At 72.2% G+C, this 24,118-nt stretch carries 22 protein-coding genes and 1 riboswitch; of the genes, 18 read left to right on the top strand and 4 right to left on the bottom strand.

The genetic code is table 11. The features are described from left to right. The first annotated feature begins 158 nt into the window (after positions 1 to 158). The 5 genes from OH807_RS25845 to OH807_RS25825 all read left to right on the top strand — a co-directional run bounded on the left by OH807_RS25845 (position 159) and on the right by OH807_RS25825 (position 8,760). Positions 159 to 3,908: a multifunctional oxoglutarate decarboxylase/oxoglutarate dehydrogenase thiamine pyrophosphate-binding subunit/dihydrolipoyllysine-residue succinyltransferase subunit gene (locus OH807_RS25845; protein WP_406203013.1), complete on the top strand. Its 3,750-nt coding sequence runs from the start codon at positions 159 to 161 to the stop codon at positions 3,906 to 3,908. A gap of 445 nt (positions 3,909 to 4,353) precedes the next feature. Then, on the top strand, positions 4,354 to 6,363 hold the full coding sequence (locus tag OH807_RS25840; RefSeq protein WP_406203011.1) for a protein kinase domain-containing protein: 2,010 nt from the start codon (positions 4,354 to 4,356) through the stop codon (positions 6,361 to 6,363). A 58-nt stretch (positions 6,364 to 6,421) separates the two neighbouring features. After that, positions 6,422 to 6,601 carry a DUF6104 family protein gene (locus OH807_RS25835; RefSeq protein ID WP_387945089.1) on the top strand — a complete coding sequence of 60 codons (180 nt, stop codon included), beginning with the start codon at positions 6,422 to 6,424 and terminating at the stop codon, positions 6,599 to 6,601. A 205-nt stretch (positions 6,602 to 6,806) separates the two neighbouring features. Further along, positions 6,807 to 7,724 (top strand): DUF4097 family beta strand repeat-containing protein, encoded by a 918-nt coding sequence (locus OH807_RS25830; protein WP_406203008.1) that lies wholly within the window; start codon positions 6,807 to 6,809, stop codon positions 7,722 to 7,724. Position 7,725: 1 nt separating this feature from the next. Next, positions 7,726 to 8,760: a PadR family transcriptional regulator gene (locus tag OH807_RS25825; RefSeq protein WP_406203006.1), complete on the top strand. Its 1,035-nt coding sequence runs from the start codon at positions 7,726 to 7,728 to the stop codon at positions 8,758 to 8,760. A gap of 94 nt (positions 8,761 to 8,854) precedes the next feature. On the opposite strand, the gene OH807_RS25820 is transcribed toward OH807_RS25825, so the two are convergent. Next, the gene (locus OH807_RS25820) at positions 8,855 to 9,817 is read right to left on the bottom strand and encodes a zinc-binding dehydrogenase (protein ID WP_406203004.1); all 963 of its coding nucleotides are present in this window, start codon (positions 9,815 to 9,817) and stop codon (positions 8,855 to 8,857) included. 160 nt (positions 9,818 to 9,977) lie between these two features. Further along, a complete protein-coding gene (locus OH807_RS25815; RefSeq protein ID WP_406203002.1) occupies positions 9,978 to 11,174 on the bottom strand; it encodes an NADP-dependent malic enzyme in 1,197 nt (398 codons plus the stop codon). Between the two features lie 577 nt (positions 11,175 to 11,751). On the opposite strand from OH807_RS25815, the gene OH807_RS25810 reads away from it, so the two are divergent. From OH807_RS25810 to OH807_RS25790, 5 genes are all read left to right on the top strand, one after another. Further along, entirely contained in the window at positions 11,752 to 12,675 is a 924-nt protein-coding gene (locus OH807_RS25810) for an ABC transporter substrate-binding protein (protein ID WP_406203000.1), read from the top strand. Positions 12,676 to 13,164: 489 nt separating this feature from the next. Then, positions 13,165 to 14,097 carry an ABC transporter substrate-binding protein gene (locus OH807_RS25805; RefSeq protein ID WP_406202998.1) on the top strand — a complete coding sequence of 311 codons (933 nt, stop codon included), beginning with the start codon at positions 13,165 to 13,167 and terminating at the stop codon, positions 14,095 to 14,097. Between the two features lie 34 nt (positions 14,098 to 14,131). Next, complete coding sequence (locus tag OH807_RS25800; RefSeq protein ID WP_406202996.1) at positions 14,132 to 15,106, top strand: amino acid ABC transporter permease; 975 nt, start codon at positions 14,132 to 14,134, stop codon at positions 15,104 to 15,106. Then, positions 15,103 to 15,906, top strand: a complete 804-nt coding sequence (locus OH807_RS25795) for an amino acid ABC transporter ATP-binding protein (RefSeq protein WP_406202994.1) — start codon at positions 15,103 to 15,105, stop codon at positions 15,904 to 15,906. Before OH807_RS25800 ends, OH807_RS25795 begins: the two co-directional genes overlap by 4 nt. 113 nt (positions 15,907 to 16,019) lie before the next feature. Further along, the gene (locus OH807_RS25790; RefSeq protein ID WP_406211181.1) at positions 16,020 to 16,613 is read left to right on the top strand and encodes a CGNR zinc finger domain-containing protein; all 594 of its coding nucleotides are present in this window, start codon (positions 16,020 to 16,022) and stop codon (positions 16,611 to 16,613) included. A gap of 9 nt (positions 16,614 to 16,622) precedes the next feature. Here the strand turns inward: OH807_RS25790 and sodX are convergent, their stop codons facing one another. Further along, entirely contained in the window at positions 16,623 to 17,063 is a 441-nt protein-coding gene (sodX, locus tag OH807_RS25785; RefSeq protein ID WP_406202992.1) for a nickel-type superoxide dismutase maturation protease, read from the bottom strand. 184 nt (positions 17,064 to 17,247) lie between these two features. Here sodX and sodN point away from each other — a divergent pair, with 184 nt between their 5' ends. From sodN to OH807_RS25745, 8 genes are all read left to right on the top strand, one after another. Then, positions 17,248 to 17,643, top strand: a complete 396-nt coding sequence (sodN, locus tag OH807_RS25780; RefSeq protein WP_063347853.1) for a superoxide dismutase, Ni — start codon at positions 17,248 to 17,250, stop codon at positions 17,641 to 17,643. A 100-nt stretch (positions 17,644 to 17,743) separates the two neighbouring features. Beyond that, a riboswitch (cobalamin riboswitch) is annotated at positions 17,744 to 17,862 on the top strand. A gap of 112 nt (positions 17,863 to 17,974) precedes the next feature. Further along, on the top strand, positions 17,975 to 19,051 hold the full coding sequence (locus OH807_RS25775) for a FecCD family ABC transporter permease (protein ID WP_406211179.1): 1,077 nt from the start codon (positions 17,975 to 17,977) through the stop codon (positions 19,049 to 19,051). Continuing rightward, complete coding sequence (locus OH807_RS25770) at positions 19,051 to 19,824, top strand: ABC transporter ATP-binding protein (protein WP_406202990.1); 774 nt, start codon at positions 19,051 to 19,053, stop codon at positions 19,822 to 19,824. Before OH807_RS25775 ends, OH807_RS25770 begins: the two co-directional genes overlap by 1 nt. A 2-nt stretch (positions 19,825 to 19,826) precedes the next feature. Beyond that, the gene (locus OH807_RS25765; protein ID WP_406211177.1) at positions 19,827 to 20,828 is read left to right on the top strand and encodes an ABC transporter substrate-binding protein; all 1,002 of its coding nucleotides are present in this window, start codon (positions 19,827 to 19,829) and stop codon (positions 20,826 to 20,828) included. Positions 20,829 to 20,917: 89 nt separating this feature from the next. After that, positions 20,918 to 21,301: a nuclear transport factor 2 family protein gene (locus tag OH807_RS25760; RefSeq protein ID WP_406202988.1), complete on the top strand. Its 384-nt coding sequence runs from the start codon at positions 20,918 to 20,920 to the stop codon at positions 21,299 to 21,301. A 9-nt stretch (positions 21,302 to 21,310) separates the two neighbouring features. Beyond that, positions 21,311 to 21,787, top strand: coding sequence for a GNAT family N-acetyltransferase (locus OH807_RS25755; RefSeq protein WP_406202986.1), 477 nt, complete (start codon positions 21,311 to 21,313; stop codon positions 21,785 to 21,787). A 258-nt stretch (positions 21,788 to 22,045) separates the two neighbouring features. After that, a complete protein-coding gene (locus OH807_RS25750; protein WP_406202984.1) occupies positions 22,046 to 22,456 on the top strand; it encodes an anti-sigma regulatory factor in 411 nt (136 codons plus the stop codon). A gap of 161 nt (positions 22,457 to 22,617) precedes the next feature. Continuing rightward, positions 22,618 to 23,616 carry an RNA polymerase sigma factor SigF gene (locus tag OH807_RS25745; protein WP_406202982.1) on the top strand — a complete coding sequence of 333 codons (999 nt, stop codon included), beginning with the start codon at positions 22,618 to 22,620 and terminating at the stop codon, positions 23,614 to 23,616. Positions 23,617 to 23,665: 49 nt separating this feature from the next. Here the strand turns inward: OH807_RS25745 and OH807_RS25740 are convergent, their stop codons facing one another. After that, entirely contained in the window at positions 23,666 to 24,094 is a 429-nt protein-coding gene (locus OH807_RS25740) for a hypothetical protein (protein ID WP_406202980.1), read from the bottom strand. Between the last annotated feature and the right edge of the window lie 24 nt (positions 24,095 to 24,118).

Here is a 24,118-nt window from a genome sequence, read left to right as displayed (position 1 = left end):
CGGCTTTCTAACGCACATTTTCAGCCAAACTGCAGGTCAGGACTGTGATCTGGGCGACGCCTGAGCCCTGGGGACTGCGCGATCACTGGTCAGGGGCGTAGCCTTAATCCCCGCTGTCCAAACATCCCAAAAGGAAGCGGAAGAGGGCGGTTGCCGCCGTGTCGCCACAGTCCCAAGAAACCCCCAACAGCTCGGCAAGCTCCACTGGCTTCGGCCCCAATGAGTGGCTCGTCGACGAGATCTACCAGCAGTACCTCCAGGACCCGAACTCGGTCGACCGAGCCTGGTGGGACTTTTTCGCCGACTACAAGCCCGGTACCGAGGTGACCCCAGTGACCCAGGCCGCGACCCAGGTCGGCCCCACGCCGACCCCCGTTGCCGCCCCCGCGCCCGCCGCTGCCGCTCCTGCCGCAGCCCCCGCCGCACCGGCCGCGCCCGCGCCCGCTGCTGCGGCCCCGGCGCCCGCACCGCTCGCCGCAGCCCCCGCCGCGCCCCCGGCCCCGAAGGCCGCCGCCGCTCCGGCGCCGGCCGCTCCGGCCGAGGCCGGCCCCGAGCTGATCCAGCTCCGCGGCCCGTCCAAGGCCGTGGCGACCAACATGGACGCCTCGCTGGAGGTGCCGACGGCGACCTCCGTGCGCGCCGTGCCGGCCAAGCTGTTGATCGACAACCGCATCGTCATCAACAACCACCTGCAGCGCGCCCGCGGTGGCAAGGTCTCCTTCACCCACCTGATCGGTTACGCCCTGGTCCAGGCCATCAAGGCCTCGCCGGGAATGAACCACAGCTACCAGGTGAAGGACGGCAAGTCGTACCTGGTCAAGCCCGAGCACGTGAACCTGGGCCTGGCCATCGACCTGGTGAAGCCCAACGGCGACCGCCAGCTCGTCGTCGCGGCCATCAAGAAGGCCGAGACGCTCGACTTCTTCGGCTTCTGGCAGGCCTACGAGGACATCGTCCGCCGGGCCCGCGCCAACAAGCTGACCATGGACGACTTCACCGGCGTCACGGTCTCGCTGACCAACCCCGGCGGCATCGGCACCGTGCACTCCGTGCCGCGCCTGATGCAGAACCAGGGCACCATCGTCGGCGTCGGCGCCATGGAGTACCCGGCCGAGTTCCAGGGCTCCGCCCCGGAGACCCTGTCCCGCCTGGGCGTCTCCAAGATCATGACGCTGACCTCGACCTACGACCACCGCGTCATCCAGGGCGCGGCGTCGGGCGAGTTCCTGCGCGCGATCCACCGGCTGCTGCTGGGCGAGAACGGCTTCTACGACGAGATCTTCGAGTCGCTGCGGATCCCGTACGAGCCGGTCCGCTGGGCCACCGACGTCGCCACCACGCACGACGACGAGGTCAACAAGACCGCGCGCGTCATCGAGCTGATCCACTCCTACCGGGTCCGCGGCCACCTCATGGCCGACACCGACCCGCTGGAGTACAAGCAGCGCAAGCACCCCGACCTGGACGTCACCACCCACGGCCTCACCCTGTGGGACCTGGAGCGCGAGTTCGCGGTCGGCGGCTTCGGCGGCCAGCGGATGATGAAGCTCCGCGACATCCTCGGCCTGCTGCGCAACACGTACTGCCGCACCGTCGGCATCGAGTACATGCACATCCAGGACCCGACGCAGCGCAAGTGGCTGCAGGAGCGCCTGGAGAAGCCGTACACCAAGCCGGAGCGCGAGGAGCAGCTGCGCATCCTGCGCCGGCTGAACTCGGCCGAGGCGTTCGAGACCTTCCTGCAGACCAAGTACGTCGGGCAGAAGCGCTTCTCGCTGGAGGGCGGCGAGTCCCTCATCCCGCTGCTGGACGCGACCATCGACTCGGCGGCCGAGCACCGCCTGGACGAGGCCGTCATCGGCATGGCCCACCGCGGCCGCCTCAACGTGCTGGCCAACATCGTCGGCAAGCCGTACGGCAAGATCTTCGGCGAGTTCGAGGGCAACCTCGACCCGAAGTCCATGCACGGCTCCGGCGACGTGAAGTACCACCTCGGCTCCGAGGGCACCTTCACCGGCCTGGACGGCGAGACCATCAAGGTCTCGCTCGCCGCGAACCCCTCCCACCTGGAGGCCGTGGACCCGGTCGTCGAGGGCATCGCCCGCGCCAAGCAGGACATCCTGGACCAGGGCGGCACGACCTTCCCGGTGCTGCCGATCCAGATCCACGGCGACGCGGCCTTCGCCGGCCAGGGCGTCGTCGCGGAGACCCTGAACATGTCGCAGCTGCGCGGCTACCGCACCGGCGGCACCGTGCACGTCGTGGTGAACAACCAGGTCGGCTTCACGGCCGCCCCGGCGTCCTCGCGCTCCTCGATGTACTGCACCGACGTGGCCCGGATGATCGAGGCCCCGATCTTCCACGTGAACGGCGACGACCCGGAGGCCGTGGTCCGCGTCGCGCGGCTCGCCTTCGAGTTCCGCCAGGCGTTCCACAAGGACGTCGTGATCGACCTCATCTGCTACCGCCGCCGCGGTCACAACGAGGCCGACAACCCGTCGTTCACCCAGCCGCTGATGTACGACCTGATCGACAAGAAGCGCTCGGTGCGCAAGCTGTACACCGAGGGCCTGATCGGTCGCGGCGACATCACCATGGAAGAGGCGGAGCAGGCGCTCCAGGACTTCCAGGGCCAGCTGGAGAAGGTCTTCGCCGAGGTCCGCGACGCCGCCCAGACACCGGCCCCGGCCGCCAACGGCAAGCCGCAGGCCGACTTCCCGGTCAACATCCAGACCGGCATCTCCCAGGAGATGGTCAAGCGGATCGCCGCCTCGCAGGTCAACCTGCCGGACTGGCTGACCGTCCACCCGCGCCTGCTGCCGCAGCTGCAGCGCCGGGCCGCCTCGGTCGAGGACAACACCATCGACTGGGCGATGGGCGAGACCCTCGCCATCGGCTCGCTGCTGATGGAGGGCCACCCCGTCCGCCTGGCCGGCCAGGACAGCCGCCGCGGCACCTTCGGCCAGCGCCACGCGGTGCTGATCGACCGGGTCTCCGGCGAGGACTACACCCCGCTGCTGTACCTGACCGAGGACCAGGCCCGCTACACCGTGTACGACAGCCTGCTGTCCGAGTACGCGGCGATGGGCTTCGAGTACGGCTACTCGCTGACCCGGCCGAACTCGCTGGTCATGTGGGAGGCGCAGTTCGGCGACTTCGTCAACGGCGCCCAGACCGTGGTGGACGAGTACATCGCCTCCGCCGAGCAGAAGTGGGGCCAGCACTCCGGCGTCACCCTGCTGCTGCCGCACGGCTACGAGGGCCAGGGCCCGGACCACTCGTCCGCCCGCCCGGAGCGCTTCCTCCAGCTCTGCGCGCAGAACAACATGACGGTCGCCATGCCGACCCTGCCGTCGAACTACTTCCACCTGCTGCGCTGGCAGGCGCACAACCCGCACCACAAGCCGCTCGTCGTCTTCACCCCGAAGTCGATGCTGCGTCTGAAGGCCGCGGCGAGTGCCACCGAGGAGTTCACCTCCGGCTCGTTCCGCCCGGTCATCGGTGACAACACCGTCGACCCGGCGAACGTCCGCAAGGTGGTCATCACGGCGGGCAAGTTCTACTACGACGTCGAGGCGGCCCGTACCGAGCGCGGGGTCACCGACACCGCGATCGTCCGGGTCGAGCGGCTCTACCCGCTGCCGGTGGCCGAGCTCCAGGAGGAGCTGGCCAAGTACGGCGACAACGTCCAGTTCGTCTGGGCGCAGGAGGAGCCGGCCAACCAGGGTGCCTGGCCGTTCATCGCGATGAACCTGGTCGACCACCTGCAGGTCGTCATCGGCCGCAGCGCCAACGGCTCGCGGCTGCGCCGCGTCGCCCGCCCGGCCTCCTCGGCCCCCGCGGTCGGCTCGGCCAAGCGCCACGCTGCCGAGCAGCGCGCGCTGCTGGAGGAGATCTACACGATCTGACCGCCGCGCACGCGTCGACAGGGCGAGGGCCCGCCCCCGGTGTCACCACCGGGGGCGGGCCCTCCGCCGTTTCACGGCCGGGGCGGGCCGGACGCCCGGAGCGTCCGGTGGTACTCCCGCACGGAGTCGGCCACCTCGCGGCTGCGCATGCCGAACCTTCGGAGCCGACACGCGCTCCCCTTCCGGCGGCGATCCGGGCAACTCCGTGACGCATCGGCCGTGTTGTCGGGTTCCACCAATCCCGGAACGGCATCTGCCGGATCGCCCGCCCGCTTCACGGCGCCGCCATGCCAAGGTCGCAGCTCTGCAACCAAAACCGGGCCGACCTGCAGGACCACCTGACGGATCGATAGGTTATGCCTCGCCAGACCGCCGCCCGGGAGCCCGTCACCGCCCCCGCGCCGGCCGGACGACGACCTCACCGCTCTCCCAGGGGGACCACCGCATGACCGCCGACACACCACGGGACGCCGCCTCCTCGCCGCTCCCGCCGGTCTTCCAGCCGCTGCATCCGGACGACCCGCGGGAGGTCGGCGGCTACCGGCTGTTCGCCCGGCTCGGCGCCGGCGGCATGGGCCGGGTCTACCTGTCGTACACCCCGGGCGGCCGGCCGGTGGCCCTCAAGGTGGTCCGCCCGGAGTTCGCCGAGGACGGCGAGTTCCGCCGCAGGTTCGCCCAGGAGGTCACCAACGCCCAGCGGATCCACGGGCTCTACACCGCCCAGGTGATCGACTCCGGCCTGGACACCGAGGCCCCGTGGCTGGTCACCGCCTACGTCCCGGGCCCGTCGCTGCAGCAGGTGGTGCGGGAGAACGGCGCCCTGCCGGTGCGCACCGTCCTGCTGCTGATGGGCGGCATCGCCGAGGCGCTGCAGGCGATCCACAGCGTCGAGGTGGTGCACCGCGACCTCAAGCCGGCCAACGTGCTGGTGGCCGGCGACGGCCCGCGCGTGATCGACTTCGGCATCGCCCGGGCCGCCGACGCCACCGCGCTGACCGGCACCGGCTACCGGATCGGCTCGCCCGCCTTCATGTCCCCCGAGCAGGCCCAGGGCCGCGCCGTCACCCCGGCGACCGACGTCTTCGCGCTCGGCGCGCTGGCCGCCTACGTGGCCGGCGGCACCGCGCCGTTCGGCGACGGCCCGGACACCGCCGTGCTCTACCGGGTGGTGCACGAGCAGCCCGAGCTGGAGGCCGTCCCCGCCGACCTGCGCGAGCTCGTCCTGCGCTGCCTGGCCAAGTCCCCCGAGGACCGGCCGAAGCCCGCCGAGATCATCGAGATCGCCCGCAACCACCCGTCGGTCGGCGGTCAGCTGCGGTTCACCGAGGACTGGCTGCCCCGGCAGGTCAACACCGAGATCACCCGCCGCTCGGACCTGCCGCGGACCCCGCCGACCCCGCTGCCGGCCGCGCCCGCCACCGCGCCGGCCGCCCCGGCCACGCCCCCGAGCGGCCCGCCCACCGTTCCGCCGCCGCCCCTCGCGCAGCCGACCCACCCGGCCACCGCACCCTCCTTCGGCGCGCCCGACCTCGGCACCCCCCGGCCGCAGCCGGTCACCCCGCCGCCCGGCTTCGCCCCGCCGCCGATCGGCGCGTACGGCGCCCCGCAGCCCGGCCACGAGGCCCCGACCGGGCCGGTGCTGCCCTCGCCGCCGACCGTGCAGCTGCGCCAGGAGCCGCCGTCCTACGACACCCCGCCGCCCGGCCCGGTGGTGACGGACGCCCCTGCGGCGGCGCCCGAGCCGCGGCGCAGGGGCGTCTCCTGGAAGGTGCTGCTGGTGGTCGCCCTGGTGATGGCGCTCGGCGGGACGGCGGGCGGCATCGTGCTGGTCAAGCAGATGGACAAGGACTCGAAGGACAAGGCGAACAGCGCCTCGACCGGGGGCCCGGCCCCCGCCCCGACCACCCCGGCCGCCGCCCCGGTCACGGCGAGCAGCCCGCCGAGCGCGCCCCCGAGCGCCACCAGCGCCCCCGTCACGGCCGCGCCCTCGCCGTCCAAGTCCGCGGGCAACGGCATCACGGCGCCGGCCCGCCCGACCGGGTACACCCCGCTGCTCGACAAGAAGCCGCTCGCCATCCCCGGGGCCGAGTACTCCTCGGAGTCCTACCGGATCGACCTGGACGCCGGCACCGTCGTGCCGCGCGGCACCGACCTCAAGTGGGGGCTGGGGGTGATGGCCTCCGGCAGCAGCAACAAGGCCAACGCCTTCACCAGCTACGGCGACGAGAAGTCGGACTTCGCGGTGATCACCGAGGCCGCCGTCACGCCCGAGCAGTGCGCCGTCGCGATCGACTCCCGCCCCGACACCGACCTGTCCTTCAACCGGGTCGCGCCCGGCCGGCTGCTCTGCATCCGCGACCGCATCACCCGCAACATCGCCGTCGGCGTGGTCGAGGTCGCCGACTCCACCACCGGCACCGCCAAGATCACCATCAGCACCTGGCGGGCGAGCTAGGGCCTGCGGTCCCGGACTATCCTGACCGGATCGAATCCCCACCGGACCGGAGTGAACCGTGTACTTCACCGACCGCGGCATCGAGGAGCTGGCGAACCGGCGCAGCGACGAGGAGGTCACCTTCGAGTGGCTGGCCGAGCGCCTGCGCGAGTTCGTCGACCTCAACCCCGACTTCGAGATCCCGGTCGAGCGGCTGGCCACCTGGCTGGCCCGGCTCGACGACGAGGACGACGAGTGACGCGGTAGACCGCAGTTGAGCAGGGCCCGGGAGGCAGCCGCCTCCCGGGCCCTTCGCGTGCTCCCCGTAGGGGACGCCTCGGGGGTGCGTCCGGGACGGCTCCGGGTCGGCCTCCGGGCCGGATCCCTTGACTTCGCCGTCACGCGATATATCGTCTTTAGAAGAGAACGCGATACATCGCGAGTCACAACGGGAGGCGGCAGACATGAGCCAGTGGACGGTCGAGGGGCCCGACAGGATCACCATCGACGAGGAGATCCGGACGCTCCAGGTGCGGATCATCGACGGCACCGTGAACGTGGTCGCCGCCGAGGGCCCGGCCCGCCTGGAGGTCACCGAACTCCAGGGCGAGCCGCTCCACGTCACGCTCGTGGACGGCGTGCTGACGGTCACCTACCAGGACCTCAGCAGCTGGAGCGACTTCGGCGACGTGCTCAAGTCGGTCGAGTCCGTGAAGGGCTTCTTCTCCTCCTTCAAACGCAAGCGGAAGGCCGCCGTCACCCTGACCGTGCCCGCCGCCACCGAGGTCAAGGTCGGCACCGTCTCGGCCGGCGCCACCGTCTCCGGCTTCACCGAGCACGTCTCGGCGCAGACCGCCAACGGCGACGTCACCCTGGTCGGCCTGACCGGCCGGACGTCCGCCAACACCGTCACCGGCGACGTCGACGCCCAGTCGGTCGCCGGCCTGCTCAAGCTGAACACCGTCTCCGGCGGGCTCACCGTGCTCGCCGGCACCGCCGACAAGGTGCAGATCAACGCCGTCACCGGCGCGGTCACCCTGGACCTCGACGTGCTCACCCCGACCGACATCAAGGTCACCACGGTCAGCGGCCCGGTCGGTGTCCGGCTCCCCTCGCTGGCCGACACCAAGGTCGAGGCCGGCACCAACAGCGGCGACATCTCCAGCACCTTCGAACAGCTGAAGGTCGGCGGCACCTGGGGGGCCAAGCGGCTCTCCGGCCAGCTCGGCGACGGCAAGGGCAACCTCTCGGTGACCACCGTCTCCGGCGCCGTCACCGTGGTCCGCCGCCCCGACGCCGAGGACGACGGCCCGGTGGTCGTCAAGGAGCTGCCGGCCGGCCCCGACCTGCCCAAGGGCCCCGACCTCACCAAGGAGGCATGAGATGAGCCCCGTCTTCGGCCACGGCCGGCTCCGGCTCTACCTGCTGAAGCTGCTCGACGAGGCCCCGCGGCACGGCTACGAGGTGATCCGCCTCCTGGAGGAGCGGTTCCAGGGCCTCTACGCGCCCTCGGCCGGCACCGTGTACCCGCGGCTCGCCAAGCTGGAGCAGGAGGGCCTGGTCGCGCACAGCACCGAGGGCGGCCGCAAGGTCTACCGGCTCACCGACGCGGGGCGCGCCGAGCTGGAGGCCCGCGGGGGCGAGCTGGACGAGCTGGAGCTGGAGATCCGCGATTCGGTGGCCCAGCTCGCCGGGGCGATCCGCGAGGACGTCCGGGACAGCGCCAAGGACCTCCGCGAGGAGCTCTGGGGCGCGGCGAAGCAGGCTCAGCCGCAGGAGCGCACCGGGGACGGCGACCCGTGGGCCGGCCCGTGGGGGGACAAGGACTCCTGGCAGCGCGCCAAGGACGAGTTCGCCCAGTTCAAGAAGCAGGCCAGGGAGCAGGCCAAGCGCGCCAAGGAGCAGGAGAAGGCGGCCAAGGCCAAGGCGAAGGCCGCCGAGGAGGAGGCCCGCCGGCTGCGCGAGCAGTCCAGGGCGGCCCGGACGGCGGCCCAGCAGGAGGCCCTGCGGATCAAGCGCCGGGTCGAGCAGCAGGTGCGCGACCACGCGGCCCGCGGGGACTGGCCGACCGGGCTGGCCGAGGGCCTCTCCGAGCTGACCAAGGGCCTGGCCGGGCTGGCCGACGCGGCCCGCTGGGGACACCCGGCGGAGGAGCGCACGGCGCCCGCCGAGAAGGTCACCGTCACCCGGATCGACCTGGACAAGGACGAGCAGGCCGGGGCCCCCGCCGACCTGCCGCAGTGGGCGGCCACCGACCCGGCCGGCGAGCCGGCCCGGGAGCTGGAGCGGCTGCTCGACCGCTTCCGGGACCAGGTCCGCGACGCGGCCCGGGACGGCGGTGTCACGGCCGACGGGCTGGCCGAGGCCCGCGCGGTGCTCGGCACGGCGGGCGAGCGGCTGCGGAGGCTGCTGGGCTGACCGGTTGCGGCGCGGGCCCGGCACTCCTCCGGGGGGAGGGTGCCGGGCCCGCGCGCGCCGTACGGGGGCCGGGCAGCCCCGTCGGGTCACGGGGTCACGGGGTCAGCACGATCTTCCCGAAGACGTCGCCCCCGGCGAGCCGGGCGAAGCCGTCCCGGGCCCCGGCCAGCGGCAGCACCGAGTCGATCACCGGCCGGACGCCGGCCGTGGCGCAGAGCGAGAGCAGCCCGGCCAGCTCCTCCTTGCTGCCCATGGTCGAGCCGACCACCTTGAGCTCCAGGAAGAAGATCCGGTTCAGCTCGGCGGTCTTCGGGCTGGGGCCCGAGGTGGCCCCCGAGATGACGATGGTGCCGCCGGGCCGCAGGGCCTTCACCGAGTGCGCCCAGGTGGCCGCGCCGACCGTCTCCATCACGGCGTCGACCCGCTCGGGCAGCCGCGCGCCGCTCTCGAAGGCCGCGTCGGCCCCGAGCCCGACGGCCCGGGCCCGCTTGGCCTCGTCCCGGCCGGTGACCCAGACCCGTAGGCCGGCGGCCTTGCCGAGGACGATCAGCGCGGTCGCCACGCCGCCGCCGGCGCCCTGCACCAGCACGGTGTCGCCCGGCCGCACCCCGGCGTTGGTGAACAGCATCCGGTACGCCGTCAGCCACGCGGTGGGCAGGCAGGCGGCCTCTTCGAAGCTCAGCTCGGCGGGCTTGGGCAGCAGGTTCCAGGTGGGGACGGCCACCTGCGCGGCGAAGGTGCCCTGGTAGCGCTCGGTCAGGATGGAGCGCGGCTCGTCCGGCCCGACGCCGTGGCCGCTCTGGCCGATCACCGAGTGGACGACCACCTCGTTGCCGTGCTCGTCCGTCCCGGCTGCGTCGCAGCCGAGGATCATCGGCAGCTTCCCGGCCGGCAGGCCGACCCCGCGCAGCGACCACAGGTCGTGGTGGTTGAGGCTGGCGGCCCTGACCGTGACGACGCTCCAGCCGGGGCGCGCCTGCGGTTCGGGGAGTTCGCCCAGCTCCAGCCCGCTCAGCGGGTCGTCGGCGTCGATTCGTGCGGCGTAGGCAGCAAACATGCCCCGGACGATAGCGGCGGCGCCGCGGGCCGGGAACCACGTGTGGGTGTGACGCGTGTCCCGGGGCCGGCGGCCCCGGTCGCTCCCCCCGGGGGGCCGGGGCCCGCCGTGGGCTCCCGGGGGGAGCGCCCCCTGTCGGGCGCGCTCCCCACCGACGGCGTCAGCGCCGGGCGACGCCCTCGGCGCGGGCGGCCTCGGCCACGGCCTTGGTGACCGCCGGGGCGACCCGCTCGTCGAACGGCGAGGGGATCACCTTCTGCGGGGTCAGCTCGTCGGCGACCACGCCGGCCAGCGCCTTGGCGGCGGCCAGCTTCATGCCCTCGGTGATCCGGGTGGCCCGGACCTGCAGGGCGCCGGCGAAGATGCCGGGGAAGGCCAGCACGTTGTTGATCTGGTTCGGGAAGTCGCTGCGACCGGTGGCGACGACCGCCGCGTACTTGTGCGCGACCTCGGGGTGGATCTCCGGGGTCGGGTTCGCCATCGCGAAGATGAACGCGCCCTCGGCCATGGTGGCCACGACCTCCTCCGGCACGGTGCCGCCGGAGACGCCGATGAAGACGTCGGCACCGGCCAGCGCGTCGGCCAGCGAGCCCTTGACGCCGGTGCGGTTGGTGAGCGCCGCGATCTCGGCCTTGACGTCGGTGAGGTCGCCGCGGCCCTCGTACACCACGCCGCGCCGGTCGCAGACCGCCACGTCGCCGATGCCGGCGGCCACCAGCATCTTGGCGATGGCGATGCCGGCCGCGCCGGCGCCGGAGATGACGGCCCGCAGCGCGCCGATCTCCCGGCCCGTCACCCGGGCGGCGTTCCAGAGCGCCGCGGTGGTGACGATGGCGGTGCCGTGCTGGTCGTCGTGGAAGATCGGGATGTCCAGGGCGTCCTGGAGCCGGCGCTCGATCTCGAAGCAGCGCGGGGCGGAGATGTCCTCCAGGTTCACGCCGCCGAAGGAGGGCGCGAGCCGGACGACGGTCTCGACGATCTCGTCGACGTCGGTGCAGGCCAGCGCGATCGGGACGGCGTCCACCCCGCCGAACTGCTTGAACAGGATGGCCTTGCCCTCCATCACGGGCAGCGAGGCCTCCGGGCCGATGTCACCGAGGCCCAGCACGGCGGTGCCGTCGGTGACCACGGCCACCGTGTTGGCCTTCCAGGTGTAGTCGTTCACCAGCTCGGGCTGCTCGGCGATGGCCGTGCAGACCCGGGCCACACCGGGGGTGTACGCGAGGGACAGGTCGTCCGCGTCGCGCACCGGAACGGTCGCCCGGACCTCCATCTTGCCGCCGCGGTGGAGCGCGAAAACGGCGTCGACGGGATCGTCGGTGTCCTGCGTGCTGCTGTGAATGATCTCCGCTGCCACGATGACCTCTTCGTCATTGATCAGCGAGGACACGGACCGACGGGCTGGCGACCCGGCGGAAGCCCGAAACCGGGTACGCCGAGGCGGACCCGGGGTGGGCGGGGTCGGGGCGCCGCCGTCGGGCCGCGCCCTCGGATGAGGGTTTTGTCCAGTTGTCTGCGTTGTGCTTCCGGGCCGAGCGTAGGTCGGACGATGGCATCGCACCTATGCCTTTTCGTCCTCGTCACGCACATTTCATCCCCAATGCGGCCTCTTGACGGGCCCGGCTTCGGAAGCGCCGGACTCCGGAGGCGGCAACGGCGGAAACGCGCGCTACCCGCAGGAGTGAACGCAGACACGAAGGGGAGCCGGTGCCTCGGATACGGAGTCCGCGTCGTGGACTTCCGTTCCTTCGCACCCCGAGCCTGTCTCGACTCGGCGGTCTGGGTTCAAGCACCGGGGGTCACCCGGTACCGAATTCTGACACACCCGCCGCCGGGCCCGGCAGGGAGGGATGGGAGGATCCGGTGTTCCGCCATCTCGCGTACACCCCCGCGACGCCGCGGCGCCACCCCATTCCTCCCACAGGAGCACCCTCATGCACCACCGCCGCCACCCGCGACGCCCGGCCGCCGCCGCCCTCACCCTGGCCACCGCCGGAACCCTGCTGCTGACCGGCTGCGGCGGCGGTGAGGAGCCCGCGAAGGACCCCGTCCAGACGGCCCGCGGCATGGTCCCGAAGGCCCAGCGCAGCGCCGGTGTGCTCAGGATCGGGTCGGACCTCAACTACGCGCCGGTGGACTTCCGCGGCACCGACGGCAAGCCCGACGGCCTCGACCCGGACATCGCCAACGGCCTCGGCAAGATCCTCGACCTGCGGATCGAGATCGTCGACACCCCCTTCGCCAAGCTGATACCGAACCTGCACGGCAAGCAGTTCGACGTGGCGATGTCCGCGCTGAGCGACATCCGCCAGCGCCGCGAGGGCGTCGACGACGCGGGCACCCGGACGGACCCCGGCGTCGACTTCGTGGACTACTTCATCGCCGGCAGCTCGATCACCGTCCCGAAGGGCAACCCCAAGGGCATCCACACCCTGGACGACCTCTGCGGCCGGGTGGTCTCGGTCCAGCAGGGCACCACCCAGGACGAGATCATCGGCCGCCAGGTGACCGCCTGCTCCCGCGCCGGCAAGCCGCTCACCGTGCACAAGTTCGACAGCGACGCCAAGGCGCTGGCCGAGGTCGCCTCCGGCGCCGCCGCGGCCGGCCTGAACGACTTCCCGGTGGCCGCCTACGCGGCGAAGACCACCGACGGCGGCAACCGCTTCGAGGTCACCGGCGCCCAGTCCAAGTCCAACCCGTACGGCATCGCCCTGCGCAAGGAGGACACCGAGCTGCGCGACGCCCTCTCCAAGGCGGTGGACCAGCTGATCCGCAGCGGCGAGTACGACAAGATCCTCGCCAAGTGGAACGTCTCCGCGGGCGCGGCCCAGAACGCGGTGGTCAACGGCGGGATCTGAGCGGGGCGGAGGGGGACGCGGGCGGGCCGGATCCGGGCGGGATCCGGCCCGCTGCCGCGCGGGCGGACCAATCCCCCGAGCCACCGGGCGGGCCTCCGGGCAGAGCGCAGGGAGATCTGCATACTTATACGCAGGGTGACAGGGCCACGGTATTCGTCCGAATAGCGGACAGCGCGCCCCCTCGTTATCCGATTTTGATCTGAATGAGGGCCACCCGACTGTCATGAGATGGCAGGATTCCCCCCATCTCGGATCGAGCCGACCACTGGTCGAGGCGGTTCGATCAACGTCCACCTCGGCGGAGGGTGGCGGAAGCACTACTGGCACCACCCTGCGCGACCTCCCTGCCCAGGCCATGAACGACCGGCTCTGCCGTACGACGTACAGCGAAAACACCACCCGTACAGCGCCGTACGGCCCGCTGTCCCGGTGTGCCGCTCCCCCGCGGCGCGCTCCGCCCGACCTCTCCATCAGGAGGAGATCCCCCTCATGACCGTCCGTACCCAGCGCAACCGATTCCTCGCGGCCGGCGTGGCTGTCGCCTCACTCTCGCTCGCCCTGACCGCCTGTGGCAGCAGCGGCAGCAGCGACGGGGGCAGCAGCGCCCCGAACGCCTCCGCAACCGTCAACGAGGTCAAGGCCGACGAGAAGCTCGCCGCGCTCGTCCCCGCGGACGTCAAGTCGGCCGGCAAGGTCGTGGTCGGCACGGACGCCTCCTACGCGCCGAACGAGTTCAAGGACGACAACGGCAAGATCGTCGGCATGGACGTCGAGCTGGCCAACGCCATCGCCGCCAAGCTCGGGCTCAAGGCCGACGTCCAGGACTCCCAGTTCACCGCCATCATCCCCGGCATCCAGTCGAACAAGTTCCAGCTCGGCATGTCGTCCCTCACGGACAACAAGGAGCGCGAGCAGACCGTCGACCTGGTCACCTACTTCAACGCCGGCAGCGCGATCGCGGTCAAGAAGGGCAACCCGGACAAGATCAACGCCGACGACCTCTGCGGCAAGAAGATCGCCGTCCAGACGGGCACCACCCAGGCCCAGGAGATCACCGACACCCGCAACCCCGCCTGCGTCAAGGCCGGCAAGCCGGGCATCGTCAACGACGGCGACAAGTTCGACCTGCAGACCGACGTCACCAACGCGGTGGTCTCCGGCCGCGACCAGGCGATGATGGCCGACTCGCCGGTCGTCGACTACGCCATCAAGCAGTCCGGCGGACAGCTGGAGAAGCTCGGCGCCACCTACGACTCCGCCCCCTACGGTGTCGCGGTCGCCAAGGGCTCGGCGCTCGCCCCGGCCGTGCAGGCCGCGGTGCAGTCGCTGATCGACGACGGCACGTACAAGCAGATCCTCACCAAGTGGGGCGTCGAGGCCGGTGCGCTCGACAAGTCCACCCTCAACGGCGCCGTCAGCTGACCGTCCGCCGCTCTCTCTCCCCCGAGGCCACACCGTGAACTCTCTGGACAAGGGGAAGGCGGAGAAGGGACGGCCTGAGACCATCAAGGCCGTCCCGGTCCGCCACCCCGGACGCTGGGCGGGCGCAGTCGTCATCGCCCTGCTCGCGGCGATGCTGCTGAGCGCCCTCTTCACCAACCCCGCCTTCAAGTGGGACATCGTCGGGAAGTACCTCTTCCACGACAGCATCGTGCACGGCATGCTCGTCACGCTGGAGCTGACCGCGCTCGCCATGATCATGGGTGTGGTCGGCGGCATCATCCTCGCGGTGATGCGGCTCTCCCCGAACCCGCTGCTCTCCGGCACCGCCTGGGTCTACATCTGGATCTTCCGCGGCACCCCCGTGCTGGTGCAGCTGGTGTTCTGGAACTTCCTCGGCCTGATCTGGGCCAAGCTCTCGATCGGCGTGCCGTGGGGGCCGGAGTTCTGGTCCGCGTCCACCAACGTGCTGATCCCGACCTTCGTCGCCGCCCTGCTCGGCCTCGGCCTGAACGAGGCCGCCTACATGGCCGAGATCGTCCGCGGCGGCATCCAGTCGGTCGACGAGGGCCAGACCGAGGCCTCGCACGCGCTGGGCATGAGCCGGTTCCAGACCATGCGGCGGATCGTGCTCCCGCAGGCCATGCGGGTGATCATCCCGCCGACCGGCAACGAGACCATCTCGATGCTCAAGACCACCTCGCTGGTCTCGGTCATCTCCCTGGAGGAGATCTTCCGCGCCGGCCAGGTGATCTACTCTCGGAACTACCAGAACATTCCACTGCTGATCGTGGTCAGCCTCTGGTACCTGTTCTTCACCTCACTGCTGACCATCGGGCAGTACTACATCGAGCGGCACTACGCCCGCGGCTCCAACCGGACCCTCCCGCCCACCCCGCTGCAGCGCCTGCGGGGGCTCTTCGCCGGGAAGCGCACTCCGAAGACCACGGCCGACGTGGTCCCCGGGATCGAGGGAGGTGGTCACGTATGACCGATCTGACCAAGGCCACCGACAGCACCGCCGCGGCCGGCAACCCGATGGTCCGGGCCGAGGACGTGCACAAGTCCTACGGCACCGTGCAGGTGCTCAAGGGCATCGACCTGGAGGTCAAGCAGGGCGAGGTGTTCTGCCTGATCGGCCCGTCCGGCTCCGGCAAGTCGACCTTCCTGCGGTGCATCAACCACCTGGAGAAGGTCAACGCCGGCCGGCTCTGGGTCGACGGCGAGCTGGTCGGCTACCAGCAGCGCGGCGACCGGCTCTACGAGCTCAAGGACCGCGAGGTGGCGCTCAAGCGCCGCGACATCGGCATGGTCTTCCAGCGCTTCAACCTGTTCCCGCACATGACGGCCATAGACAACGTCATCGAGGCGCCGGTCCAGGTCAAGGGCGAGAGCCGGGCCGCGGCCCGGGAGCGCGGGATGGCCCTGCTGGAGCGCGTCGGGCTGGCCGACAAGGCCAAGAACTACCCGTCGCAGCTCTCCGGCGGCCAGCAGCAGCGCGTCGCGATCGCCCGCGCGCTGGCCATGAAGCCGAAGCTGATGCTCTTCGACGAGCCCACCTCGGCGCTCGACCCGGAGCTGGTCGGTGACGTCCTCGACGTCATGCGCGGCCTCGCCGAGGAGGGCATGACCATGGTCGTGGTCACCCACGAGATGGGCTTCGCCCGCGAGGTCGGCGACGCCCTGGTGTTCATGGACGGCGGCGTGGTCGTCGAGGCGGGCAACCCGCGCGACGTCCTCACCGACCCCCAGCACGAACGCACCCGCGCGTTCCTCTCCAAGGTGCTCTGAGCCCGCCGATCCCCGGCGCCCGGCAGGCCCGTCCTGCCGGGCGCCGACGTTTTCCCCACCCGGGTAATAGGCTGGAAGCAGTCAGCCCGTTACCGATGTTTGGAAGGACCACCGTGGAGCTCGCCTCGTACGCCGATCTGGCCGTCCGGCTGGTGAACACCGAGGAGCCCGAGCGCGGCACCGACGCGCTGACCTCGGTGGACGCGGTGCGGGGGCTGTTCTCGGAGTCGTCACGGGCCGCCGCGCTCGCCGACGAGTCGGACCTGCCCCGGCTGCGGGCCGTCCGGACCAGGCTGCGCGGCGTGTTCGAGGCCGCCGCCGAGGGGGACGAGGTCCGCGGCGTCGACCTGCTGAACAGCCTGTTGATGGAGTACCCGGTCAGCCCGCTGGTCTCCGGGCACGACTACCTGGACGACGCCGGGCGGCCGCGCTGGCACCTGCACCTCGCCGACAACTCGCCGACCGCCACCGCGCACTTCAGCGCCGTCGCCTGCATGGGGCTGGCCGTCCACCTGACCGAGCTCGGCGCCGACCGGCTGGGCATCTGCCAGGCCTCGCCCTGTCGCAACGCCTACCTGGACACCTCCACCAACCGCTCCCGGCGGTACTGCTCCGACCGGTGCGCGACCCGCGCCAACGTCGCCGCGTACCGGGCCCGCAAGCGCCAGGAGGCGCAGGACGCCACGTCCCCCGCCGGCCAGGGCTGAGGCAACGACTCAGGGGCCGTCCGGGTCGATCCAGACGCCGAGCCGGCGGGCCAGCCCCGGCACCCGCGCCGGCGGGCCGGTCAGCAGCAGGCGCTCCAGCCCGCGACCCGGGGCCAGCCAGGCCGGCCGCGGGCGCAGCCGCAGCAGCACCCGCCCGAGCACGAGTTCGTCCGGGACGGCGCCGTAGCTGCGGCTGTCGCTGTCCACCGGCCGGTTGTCGGAGAGCAGCCACCAGCCCTTCGGGCGCCGCTCGGCGGCGCGCTTCACCACCAGCAGGTCCTGCTGGAAGGGGTGGCGGAACACCACCACCGCGCCGGGCCTGATCCGCGCGCCGTAGCGGACCAGCAGCTGGTCGCCCTCGCGCAGGGTCGGCACCATCGAGGGCCCCGCCACGTCGATCAGCCCGAACAGTGCGCCACCGCCCGGGCCGCCGCCGTCCGGTTCCGTCATCCGCGCCACGACTCCTCCTCCCGGCTGCCGCGTCCCAGTCTGCCGTACGGGCCGCCCACCTCCGATGTCCGGATTGGCCCGTTTCCGGCTCCGCCTTTTGCCCTAGGCCCACCGCCCGGCCGCGAAACCCGGTGGCCGGAAGGGTAATCTCAGCCGCGGGAAGACGATCTAAGGAAGGACTCCCATGTTCTCTCGTCTGTTTGCACCGCGCGCCACCGCCCACGCCCACTGTGACCTGCCTTGCGGCGTGTACGACCCGGCGCAGGCCCGGATCGAGGCCGAGTCGGTCAAGGGCACTCAGGAGAAGTACCAGGCCAACGAGGACCCGGCGTTCCGGACCCGTGCCCTGATCATCAAGGAGCAGCGCGCCGAGGCCGTCAAGCACCACATCTCGGTGCTGTGGAGCGACTACTTCAAGGCCCCGCACTTCGAGAAGTACCCGCAGCTGCACCAGCTCATCAACGACACCCTGAAGGCCGCCTCGGCCGCCAAGGCGTCGACGGACCCGGCCACCGGCCAGGCCCTGCTCGACCTGATCGCCGAGGTCGACAAGATCTTCTGGGAGACCAAGCAGGCCTGATCCTCGATCAGGCTCCACCGACCACCCCCGTCCGGACTCCGGACGGGGGTGGTCGGTTTTCGGCCACCGCACTGCCCCTGTAAGGGTTGCTCGCCCCGAGCGCTTGTTATGCTGCCAGGGCGTCCCGTGGGGGAAGCCGGTGCGAATCCGGCGCTGACCCGCAACGGTAGGCGGAGCCCTGCGCCCGCGAGCCCGATCGCCCCGGGACGCTGACCTCCCGACAACTCGCCGTGGACTGCGAGGGGATGGCGGCCCGCACCCCCGCGCCCGGGCACGCCGCCCCGCGCCCGGCCACGGCCCGAGGCGAAGGCCCGCCCCCGTGAGCACCGCAGTGACCGCACCGGCCCCCGCCGCGCCCCCGGGCCCGGCCGCCCGCCGCCCACCCGCCGCACCGCTGGCCGCCGGCCTGGCCGCGGCCCTGCTGCTCTCCCTGGTCTGCGGGGTGGCCCTGGGCTCCACCGGGCTCGGCTGGTCGCAGGTACTGCGGCTGCTCGGCGCCGGGCTGACGGGCGGTCGGCTGGAGGCCGACGAGGCCGCCGCGTACGCGATCGTCTGGGAGATCCGGCTGCCGCGCACCGTGCTGGCCGCCGTGGTCGGCGCCGGGCTCGCGGCCACCGGGGTGGCGGTGCAGGCGATGGTCCGCAACGCACTGGCCGACCCGTTCGTGCTCGGCATCTCCTCCGGTGCGGCGGTCGGCGCCAACGCGGTGCTGCTGCTGGGCGCCTTCGCCTCGCTCGGGGTCTGGGCGATCTCCGTCTCGGCGTTCGGCGCGGCCCTGCTGGCCATGGTGCTGGTCTACGCCGCCGCCCGCACCGCCTTCGGGCTCACCCCGCTGCGGCTGGTGCTCACCGGCACCGCGATGTCCTACGGCTTCTCCGCGGTGACGGCACTGATGGTGTTCGGCGCCGCGCGCGGCGAGGCGGCCCGCAGCGCCATGATGTGGCTGCTCGGCAGCCTCGGCGGCGCCACCTGGGGATCGGTGCCGATCGCGGCCGCCACCGTCCTGGCCGGCCTCGCCCACCTGGCCTGCGCCGCCGGACGGCTGGACGCGCTCGCCATGGGCGACGAGACGGCGGCCTCGCTCGGGGTCGACGGCGACCGGCTGCGCCGCGAACTCTTCGTGGTGACGGCGGCCGTCACCGGCACCGTGGTCGCCGTCAGCGGCGCGATCGGCTTCGTCGGGCTGATGGTGCCGCACCTGACCAGGATGCTGGTCGGCGCCGGGCACCGCCGGGTGCTGCTGATCGCCCCGTTCGCCGGCGCGCTGCTGCTGGTCTGGGTGGACATCGTCTCGCGCACCCTGCTGGCCCCCGCCGAACTGCCGGTCGGCGTGGTCACCGCGGTGCTCGGGGTGCCCTGCTTCCTGCTGCTGATGCGTCGTCGCGGCTACAGCTTCGGAGGCCGCTGATGGACCTCGACCTCGACGGCCTCTCGGTCGACCTGGCCGGCACCAGGCTCGTCCACGACATCACGCTGCGCGCCGCCGCCGGACAGGTGGTCGGCCTGGTCGGACCGAACGGCAGCGGCAAGTCCACCCTGCTGCGCTGCGTCTACCGGGCGCTGCGGCCCGCCGCCGGCACCGTCCGGCTGGACGGTGCCGACCTGCACGCGCTCGCCCCGCGCGAGGCGGCCCGCCGGGTGGCCGCGCTGCCGCAGGAGCACTCCGCCGAGTTCGACTTCACCGTCGCCGAGGTGGTCGGCATGGGCCGGCTGCCGCACCGCGGCGGCTTCGCCCGCCCGGACGACGGCGACGACGGGCGGTGCGCGGCGGCCCTGCACCGGGTCGGCGCCGGGCATCTGGCGGGGCGCGGCTTCCTGCGCCTGTCCGGCGGCGAGAAGCAGCGGGTGCTGATCGCCCGCGCGCTCGTCCAGGAGCCCCGGGTGCTCGTCCTCGACGAGCCCACCAACCACCTCGACATCGCCCACCAGTTGGAGGTGCTGGCGCTGGTCCGGGAGGCCGGCCCGACGGTGCTCACCGCCCTGCACGACCTCAACCTCGCGGCCGGCCACTGCGACCTGCTGTACGTCATCGCGTCCGGCCGGATCGTCACCTCCGGGCCGCCCGCCGACGTGCTCCGCCCCGCGCTGCTGGCCGAGGTGTTCGGCGTCCGCGCGACGCCCGTCCGCCACCCGGACACCGGCGCCGTCCAACTGCTCTTCGACCGCCTCGACCGACCCTAGGAATCCCCGTGCGCACCAAGGCCGTTGCCTCCGCCGCCCTGCTCACCCTCGCGCTCACCGCCTGCGGTGCCGAGATCGCCCCCGCCGGGGACGCCGCCACCGGCTCCGCCCACTACCCGGTGACCGTCGTCAACTGCGGTGCCGAGGTCACCTACCGGGCGAAGCCGGCCCGGGCGGTGAGCAACGACGTCGGCATCACCGAACTGCTGCTGGCGCTCGGCCTCACCGACCGGATGGCCGGCTACGTGATGCCCGACGACAAGGGCCGGGTCGACGAGGTGGCCTGGAAGGACGGCTATCGGCGGACCACCTGGCTCTCGAAGCAGCAGATCACCAAGGAGATCGTGCTGGAGGCCCGGGCCGACCTGGTCTTCGCCGGCTGGCACTACGGCTTCAGCGACGCCGACGGCTTCACCCCGGAGGCGCTGTCCGGCCTCGGCATCGACTCGTACGTGCTCAGCGAGTCCTGCCGCAGCGGCAAGGGCCCGGAGCGCGGCGTGATGTCCCCGCTGGACGCGCTCTACACCGACCTGGCCAACCTCGGCGAGATCTTCGACGTCCGCGACCGGGCCGACCGCCTGATCGCCGACTTCCGGGCGCAGGTCGCCGCGGTGCCGCAGCCCGAGCGCCGACCGCGGGTCTTCCTCTACGACAGCGGCGAGGACAAGCCGTACACCTCGGGGAGGTTCGCCGCCCCGCAGGAGATCATCGCCAAGGCCGGCGGCGAGAACGTGATGGGCGACATCGCCGACTCCTGGACCACGGTCGGCTGGGAGAGCGTCGTCCAGCGCGACCCCGAGGTGATCGTGATCAACAACTACGGCGCCACCGACGCCGAGGCCAAGCGGAAGTTCCTGAAGTCCTTCCCGCCGCTGGCCGGGGTCTCCGCCGTCCGGAACGACCGGATCGTCGTCCTCGACTACGTCGACCTGGTGGAGAGCCCGCGCAACCCGGCCGCGATCACCACGCTCGCGAAGCACCTGCGCCTGCCGGCGGGCGGCTGAGCGGGCCGCCGCACGGCCGGGCGGGAGGCGGCGGGGCGGGCGTAGGCTCGGAGGTACGAGCCGACGGAACCGACCGGAGGAGCGAGAACATGACCACCATGGCCGCGCCGTCCGCCTTCGACACCACGGCACTGCGCGAGGGCATCGAGCACAGCGACGCGGACGCCCTGCTCGCGCTCTACGCGGACGACGCCGAACTGCGCATGGTCGACCGCAAGACCCAGCCCAGCCACCCGCTCGTGGTGCGCGGCCGGGGCGAGATCGGCGCGATGCTGAGCGACGTCTACGGCCGGGAGATGACCCACCGGCTCGAACAGGTGGTGCTCCAGGGCGACCGGCTGGCCTTCCTGGAGTCCTGCGAGTACCCCGACGGGATCCGCGTCCTGGTCAGCTCGGTGGCCGACCTGCGGGACGGCCGGATCACCGACCAGACCTCGATCCAGGCCTGGGACGAGAACGAACCCGCCCAGTAGGCTCGTCGCATGATCCGCACCGCCGCAGTCACCGACGTCCCGGTCGTCCACGCCATGATCCGCGAACTCGCGGAGTACGAGAAGGCGCCGCACGAGGCGGTCGCCACGGAGGAACAACTGCGCGACGCGCTGTTCGGCGCCAACCCGGCGCTGTTCGGCCTGATCGCCGAGGACGACACCACCGGCGAGCCCGTCGGCTTCGCGGTCTGGTTCCTCAACTTCTCGACCTGGCGCGGGACCCACGGCGTCTACCTGGAGGACCTCTACGTCCGCCCGGAGGCCCGCGGCGGCGGCCACGGCAAGGCGCTCCTGCTGGAGCTGGCGCGGATCGCCGTCGAGCGCGGCTACTCGCGGATGGAGTGGTCGGTGCTCGACTGGAACGAGCCCTCGATCAACTTCTACAAGTCGCTCGGCGCGGTGCCGATGGACGGCTGGAGCGTCTACCGGCTCGCCGGTGAGGCCCTCACCGCGGTCGGCACGCGCTGAAGTTCGGGAAATTCCGAGCGGTGGCGCCCGACCACTGACACCCTGTGTCGCGAGGGCTTACCATGAGTGACTCCCGCACCGGGTCCAAAAGCGGTAACGTCTCGTGCGGATGCGCGGCGTCCGGCCACCCCCGGAGGGGTATGACCGGTACGTACCGCACCACCCCTCTGGACAGTTGGGGCGAAGCAGTTGAGCCAAGCAACAGACAGTCCCGCGGCCACCGGCCCGGAAGCACAGCGCGTCACCCAGGAGGTGAGGGTGTCCCAGATCGACGGCGAGCCCGGAGTGCAGGACTTCGTGGAGGTCCGGCTGCCCGCGGCGGGGGCCTACCTCTCGGTGCTGCGAACAGCGACGGCGGGGCTGGCGGCCCGGCTGGACTTCACGCTGGACGAGATCGAGGACCTCCGGATCGCGGTGGACGAGGCCTGCGCCATCCTGCTCCAGCAGGCGGTGCCCGGCTCGGTCCTCTCCTGCGAGTTCCGCCTGGTCGGCGACTCGCTGAAGGTCATCGTCTCCGCCCCGACCACGGACGGCCGGGCCCCGGAGCGCGACACCTTCGCCTGGACGGTGCTCTCCGCGCTGGCCGGCGAGGTGGAGTCCTCGGTCAGCGAGGACAACACCGTGTCGATCAGCCTGCACAAGAAGCGCGGCGGGTCCACCGCCCATTAGAGCCGCAGCGCAGCAGCACCGCGACAAGGGCCGTCCGCCCGGCACCCCACCCGGGCCGGCGGGCGGCTCCCGGTACCGCCCCATCCGCGGTACGACCGACAAAACGGATCCGGGACCGCCCCACGGTCCCGGTGCTCCCGGAACGGAACGGGGGAATGGCCGTGAGTGATCTGGACCGTACCGGCCTCGCGACGGCGGGCCCTGCCGTACCGACCCAGGCGAGCGTTCCCGGCCTCGCCGCCAACGACGAAGCGCACCCGAAGGACGCCCACCGGATGAGCCAGCCGACCGAGCCGACGTCCGAACCGTCGCAGACGCCCTCGCCCCCGCCGTCCCCCGTGGATCCGGCGGCCGCCGAGGCGCTGCGCGCTGCGGTGCCCGCCCAGGCCCCGCACCGGTCCGGCGCGCCGGACCGGGAGGCGGCCCGGGCCCTGTTCGTCCGGCTGTCCGCGCTGCCCGAGGGCTCCCCGGAGCGCGTCGAGCTGCGCAACCAGCTGGTGCGGATGCACATCCCGCTGGTCGAGCACCTGGCGCGGCGCTTCCGCAACCGCGGTGAGCCGCTGGACGACCTGACCCAGGTCGCCACCATCGGGCTGATCAAGTCGGTGGACCGGTTCGACCACGAGCGCGGGGTCGAGTTCTCCACCTACGCGACGCCGACGATCGTCGGCGAGATCAAGCGGCACTTCCGGGACAAGGGCTGGGCGGTCCGGGTGCCGCGCCGGCTCCAGGAGCTGCGGCTGTCGCTCACCACGGCGACCAGCGAGCTCTCCCAGCGGCACGGCCGCTCCCCCACCGTGCACGAGCTGGCGGAGCACCTGGGGATCTCCGAGGAGGACGTGCTGGAGGGCCTGGAGTCCGCCAACGCGTACTCCACGCTGTCGCTGGACGTCCCGGACAGCGACGACGAGTCGCCGGCCGTCGCGGACACCCTGGGCGCCACCGACGAGGCGCTGGAGGGCGTCGAGTACCGCGAGTCCCTCAAACCCCTGCTGGCCCAACTGCCGCCCCGGGAGCAGAAGATCCTGGTGCTGCGGTTCTTCCGGAACATGACGCAGTCGCAGATCGCCGCCGAGGTGGGCATCTCGCAGATGCACGTCTCGCGGCTGCTCGCCCGCACGCTGGCCCAGCTGCGCGAGAAGCTGCTGGTCGAGGAGTAGCACCGGCGGCCGCCCCGCGGCCGCCGGGCCCGACCGCGGCCCTCTGCGCTCAGCCCTCGTGCGGAGCGTAGAGGGCCGCGGTCGACTTCGGGCTGAGCAGGGCGCCGATGCCGACCAGACCGAGCAGGCCGACCACGACGCCGACGGCCGCCGTCGTGCCGCCGTTCTGCCACATGTAGTAGGCGACCGGCAGGCAGATCGAGTTGGTCAGCACGGCCGGGCTGCGCCCCCAGCGCCGGCCCTTCAGCAGCGCGCGGGCGGCCAGCAGCGGCAGCGCGCCGAGCAGCACGATCACCAGCCCGCCGAACTCGTTGAGCGCGAGCTGCTTCGACTGGCCGGACAGCGCGGCCACCATGTCCCAGACGCCGACGACGGCCAGTGCGCCGCCCGCCAGGGCGGTGATGGCGGCGCCCACGGTCAGGGGCACCGGTCGGCCGGGGCCGGGCACGGGTACGGGTGCGGAGGATTCTGCGGTCACTCCAGCAGGGTAGCCGCCGGTCGG

Source organism: Kitasatospora sp. NBC_01560 (assembly GCF_045208415.1).
GTDB lineage: Bacteria > Actinomycetota > Actinomycetes > Streptomycetales > Streptomycetaceae > Kitasatospora.
Note: the sequence above shows the minus strand (reverse complement) of the source record. Positions and strands in the feature narration are given on the sequence as shown.

Excerpts from the sequence above, each read along its gene's own strand:
- OH807_RS25830 (WP_406203008.1), top strand. The coding sequence starts at position 6,807 with ATGAGCCAGTGGACGGTCGAGGGGCCCGACAGGATCACCATCGACGAG.
- OH807_RS25755 (WP_406202986.1), top strand. The coding sequence starts at position 21,311 with ATGATCCGCACCGCCGCAGTCACCGACGTCCCGGTCGTCCACGCCATG.
- OH807_RS25825 (WP_406203006.1), top strand. The coding sequence starts at position 7,726 with ATGAGCCCCGTCTTCGGCCACGGCCGGCTCCGGCTCTACCTGCTGAAG.
- sodX (WP_406202992.1), bottom strand. The coding sequence starts at position 17,063 with ATGACGGAACCGGACGGCGGCGGCCCGGGCGGTGGCGCACTGTTCGGG.
- OH807_RS25820 (WP_406203004.1), bottom strand. The coding sequence starts at position 9,817 with ATGTTTGCTGCCTACGCCGCACGAATCGACGCCGACGACCCGCTGAGC.
- OH807_RS25795 (WP_406202994.1), top strand. The coding sequence starts at position 15,103 with ATGACCGATCTGACCAAGGCCACCGACAGCACCGCCGCGGCCGGCAAC.
- OH807_RS25840 (WP_406203011.1), top strand. The coding sequence starts at position 4,354 with ATGACCGCCGACACACCACGGGACGCCGCCTCCTCGCCGCTCCCGCCG.
- OH807_RS25805 (WP_406202998.1), top strand. The coding sequence starts at position 13,165 with ATGACCGTCCGTACCCAGCGCAACCGATTCCTCGCGGCCGGCGTGGCT.
- OH807_RS25760 (WP_406202988.1), top strand. The coding sequence starts at position 20,918 with ATGACCACCATGGCCGCGCCGTCCGCCTTCGACACCACGGCACTGCGC.
- OH807_RS25770 (WP_406202990.1), top strand. The coding sequence starts at position 19,051 with ATGGACCTCGACCTCGACGGCCTCTCGGTCGACCTGGCCGGCACCAGG.
- OH807_RS25810 (WP_406203000.1), top strand. The coding sequence starts at position 11,752 with ATGCACCACCGCCGCCACCCGCGACGCCCGGCCGCCGCCGCCCTCACC.
- sodN (WP_063347853.1), top strand. The coding sequence starts at position 17,248 with ATGTTCTCTCGTCTGTTTGCACCGCGCGCCACCGCCCACGCCCACTGT.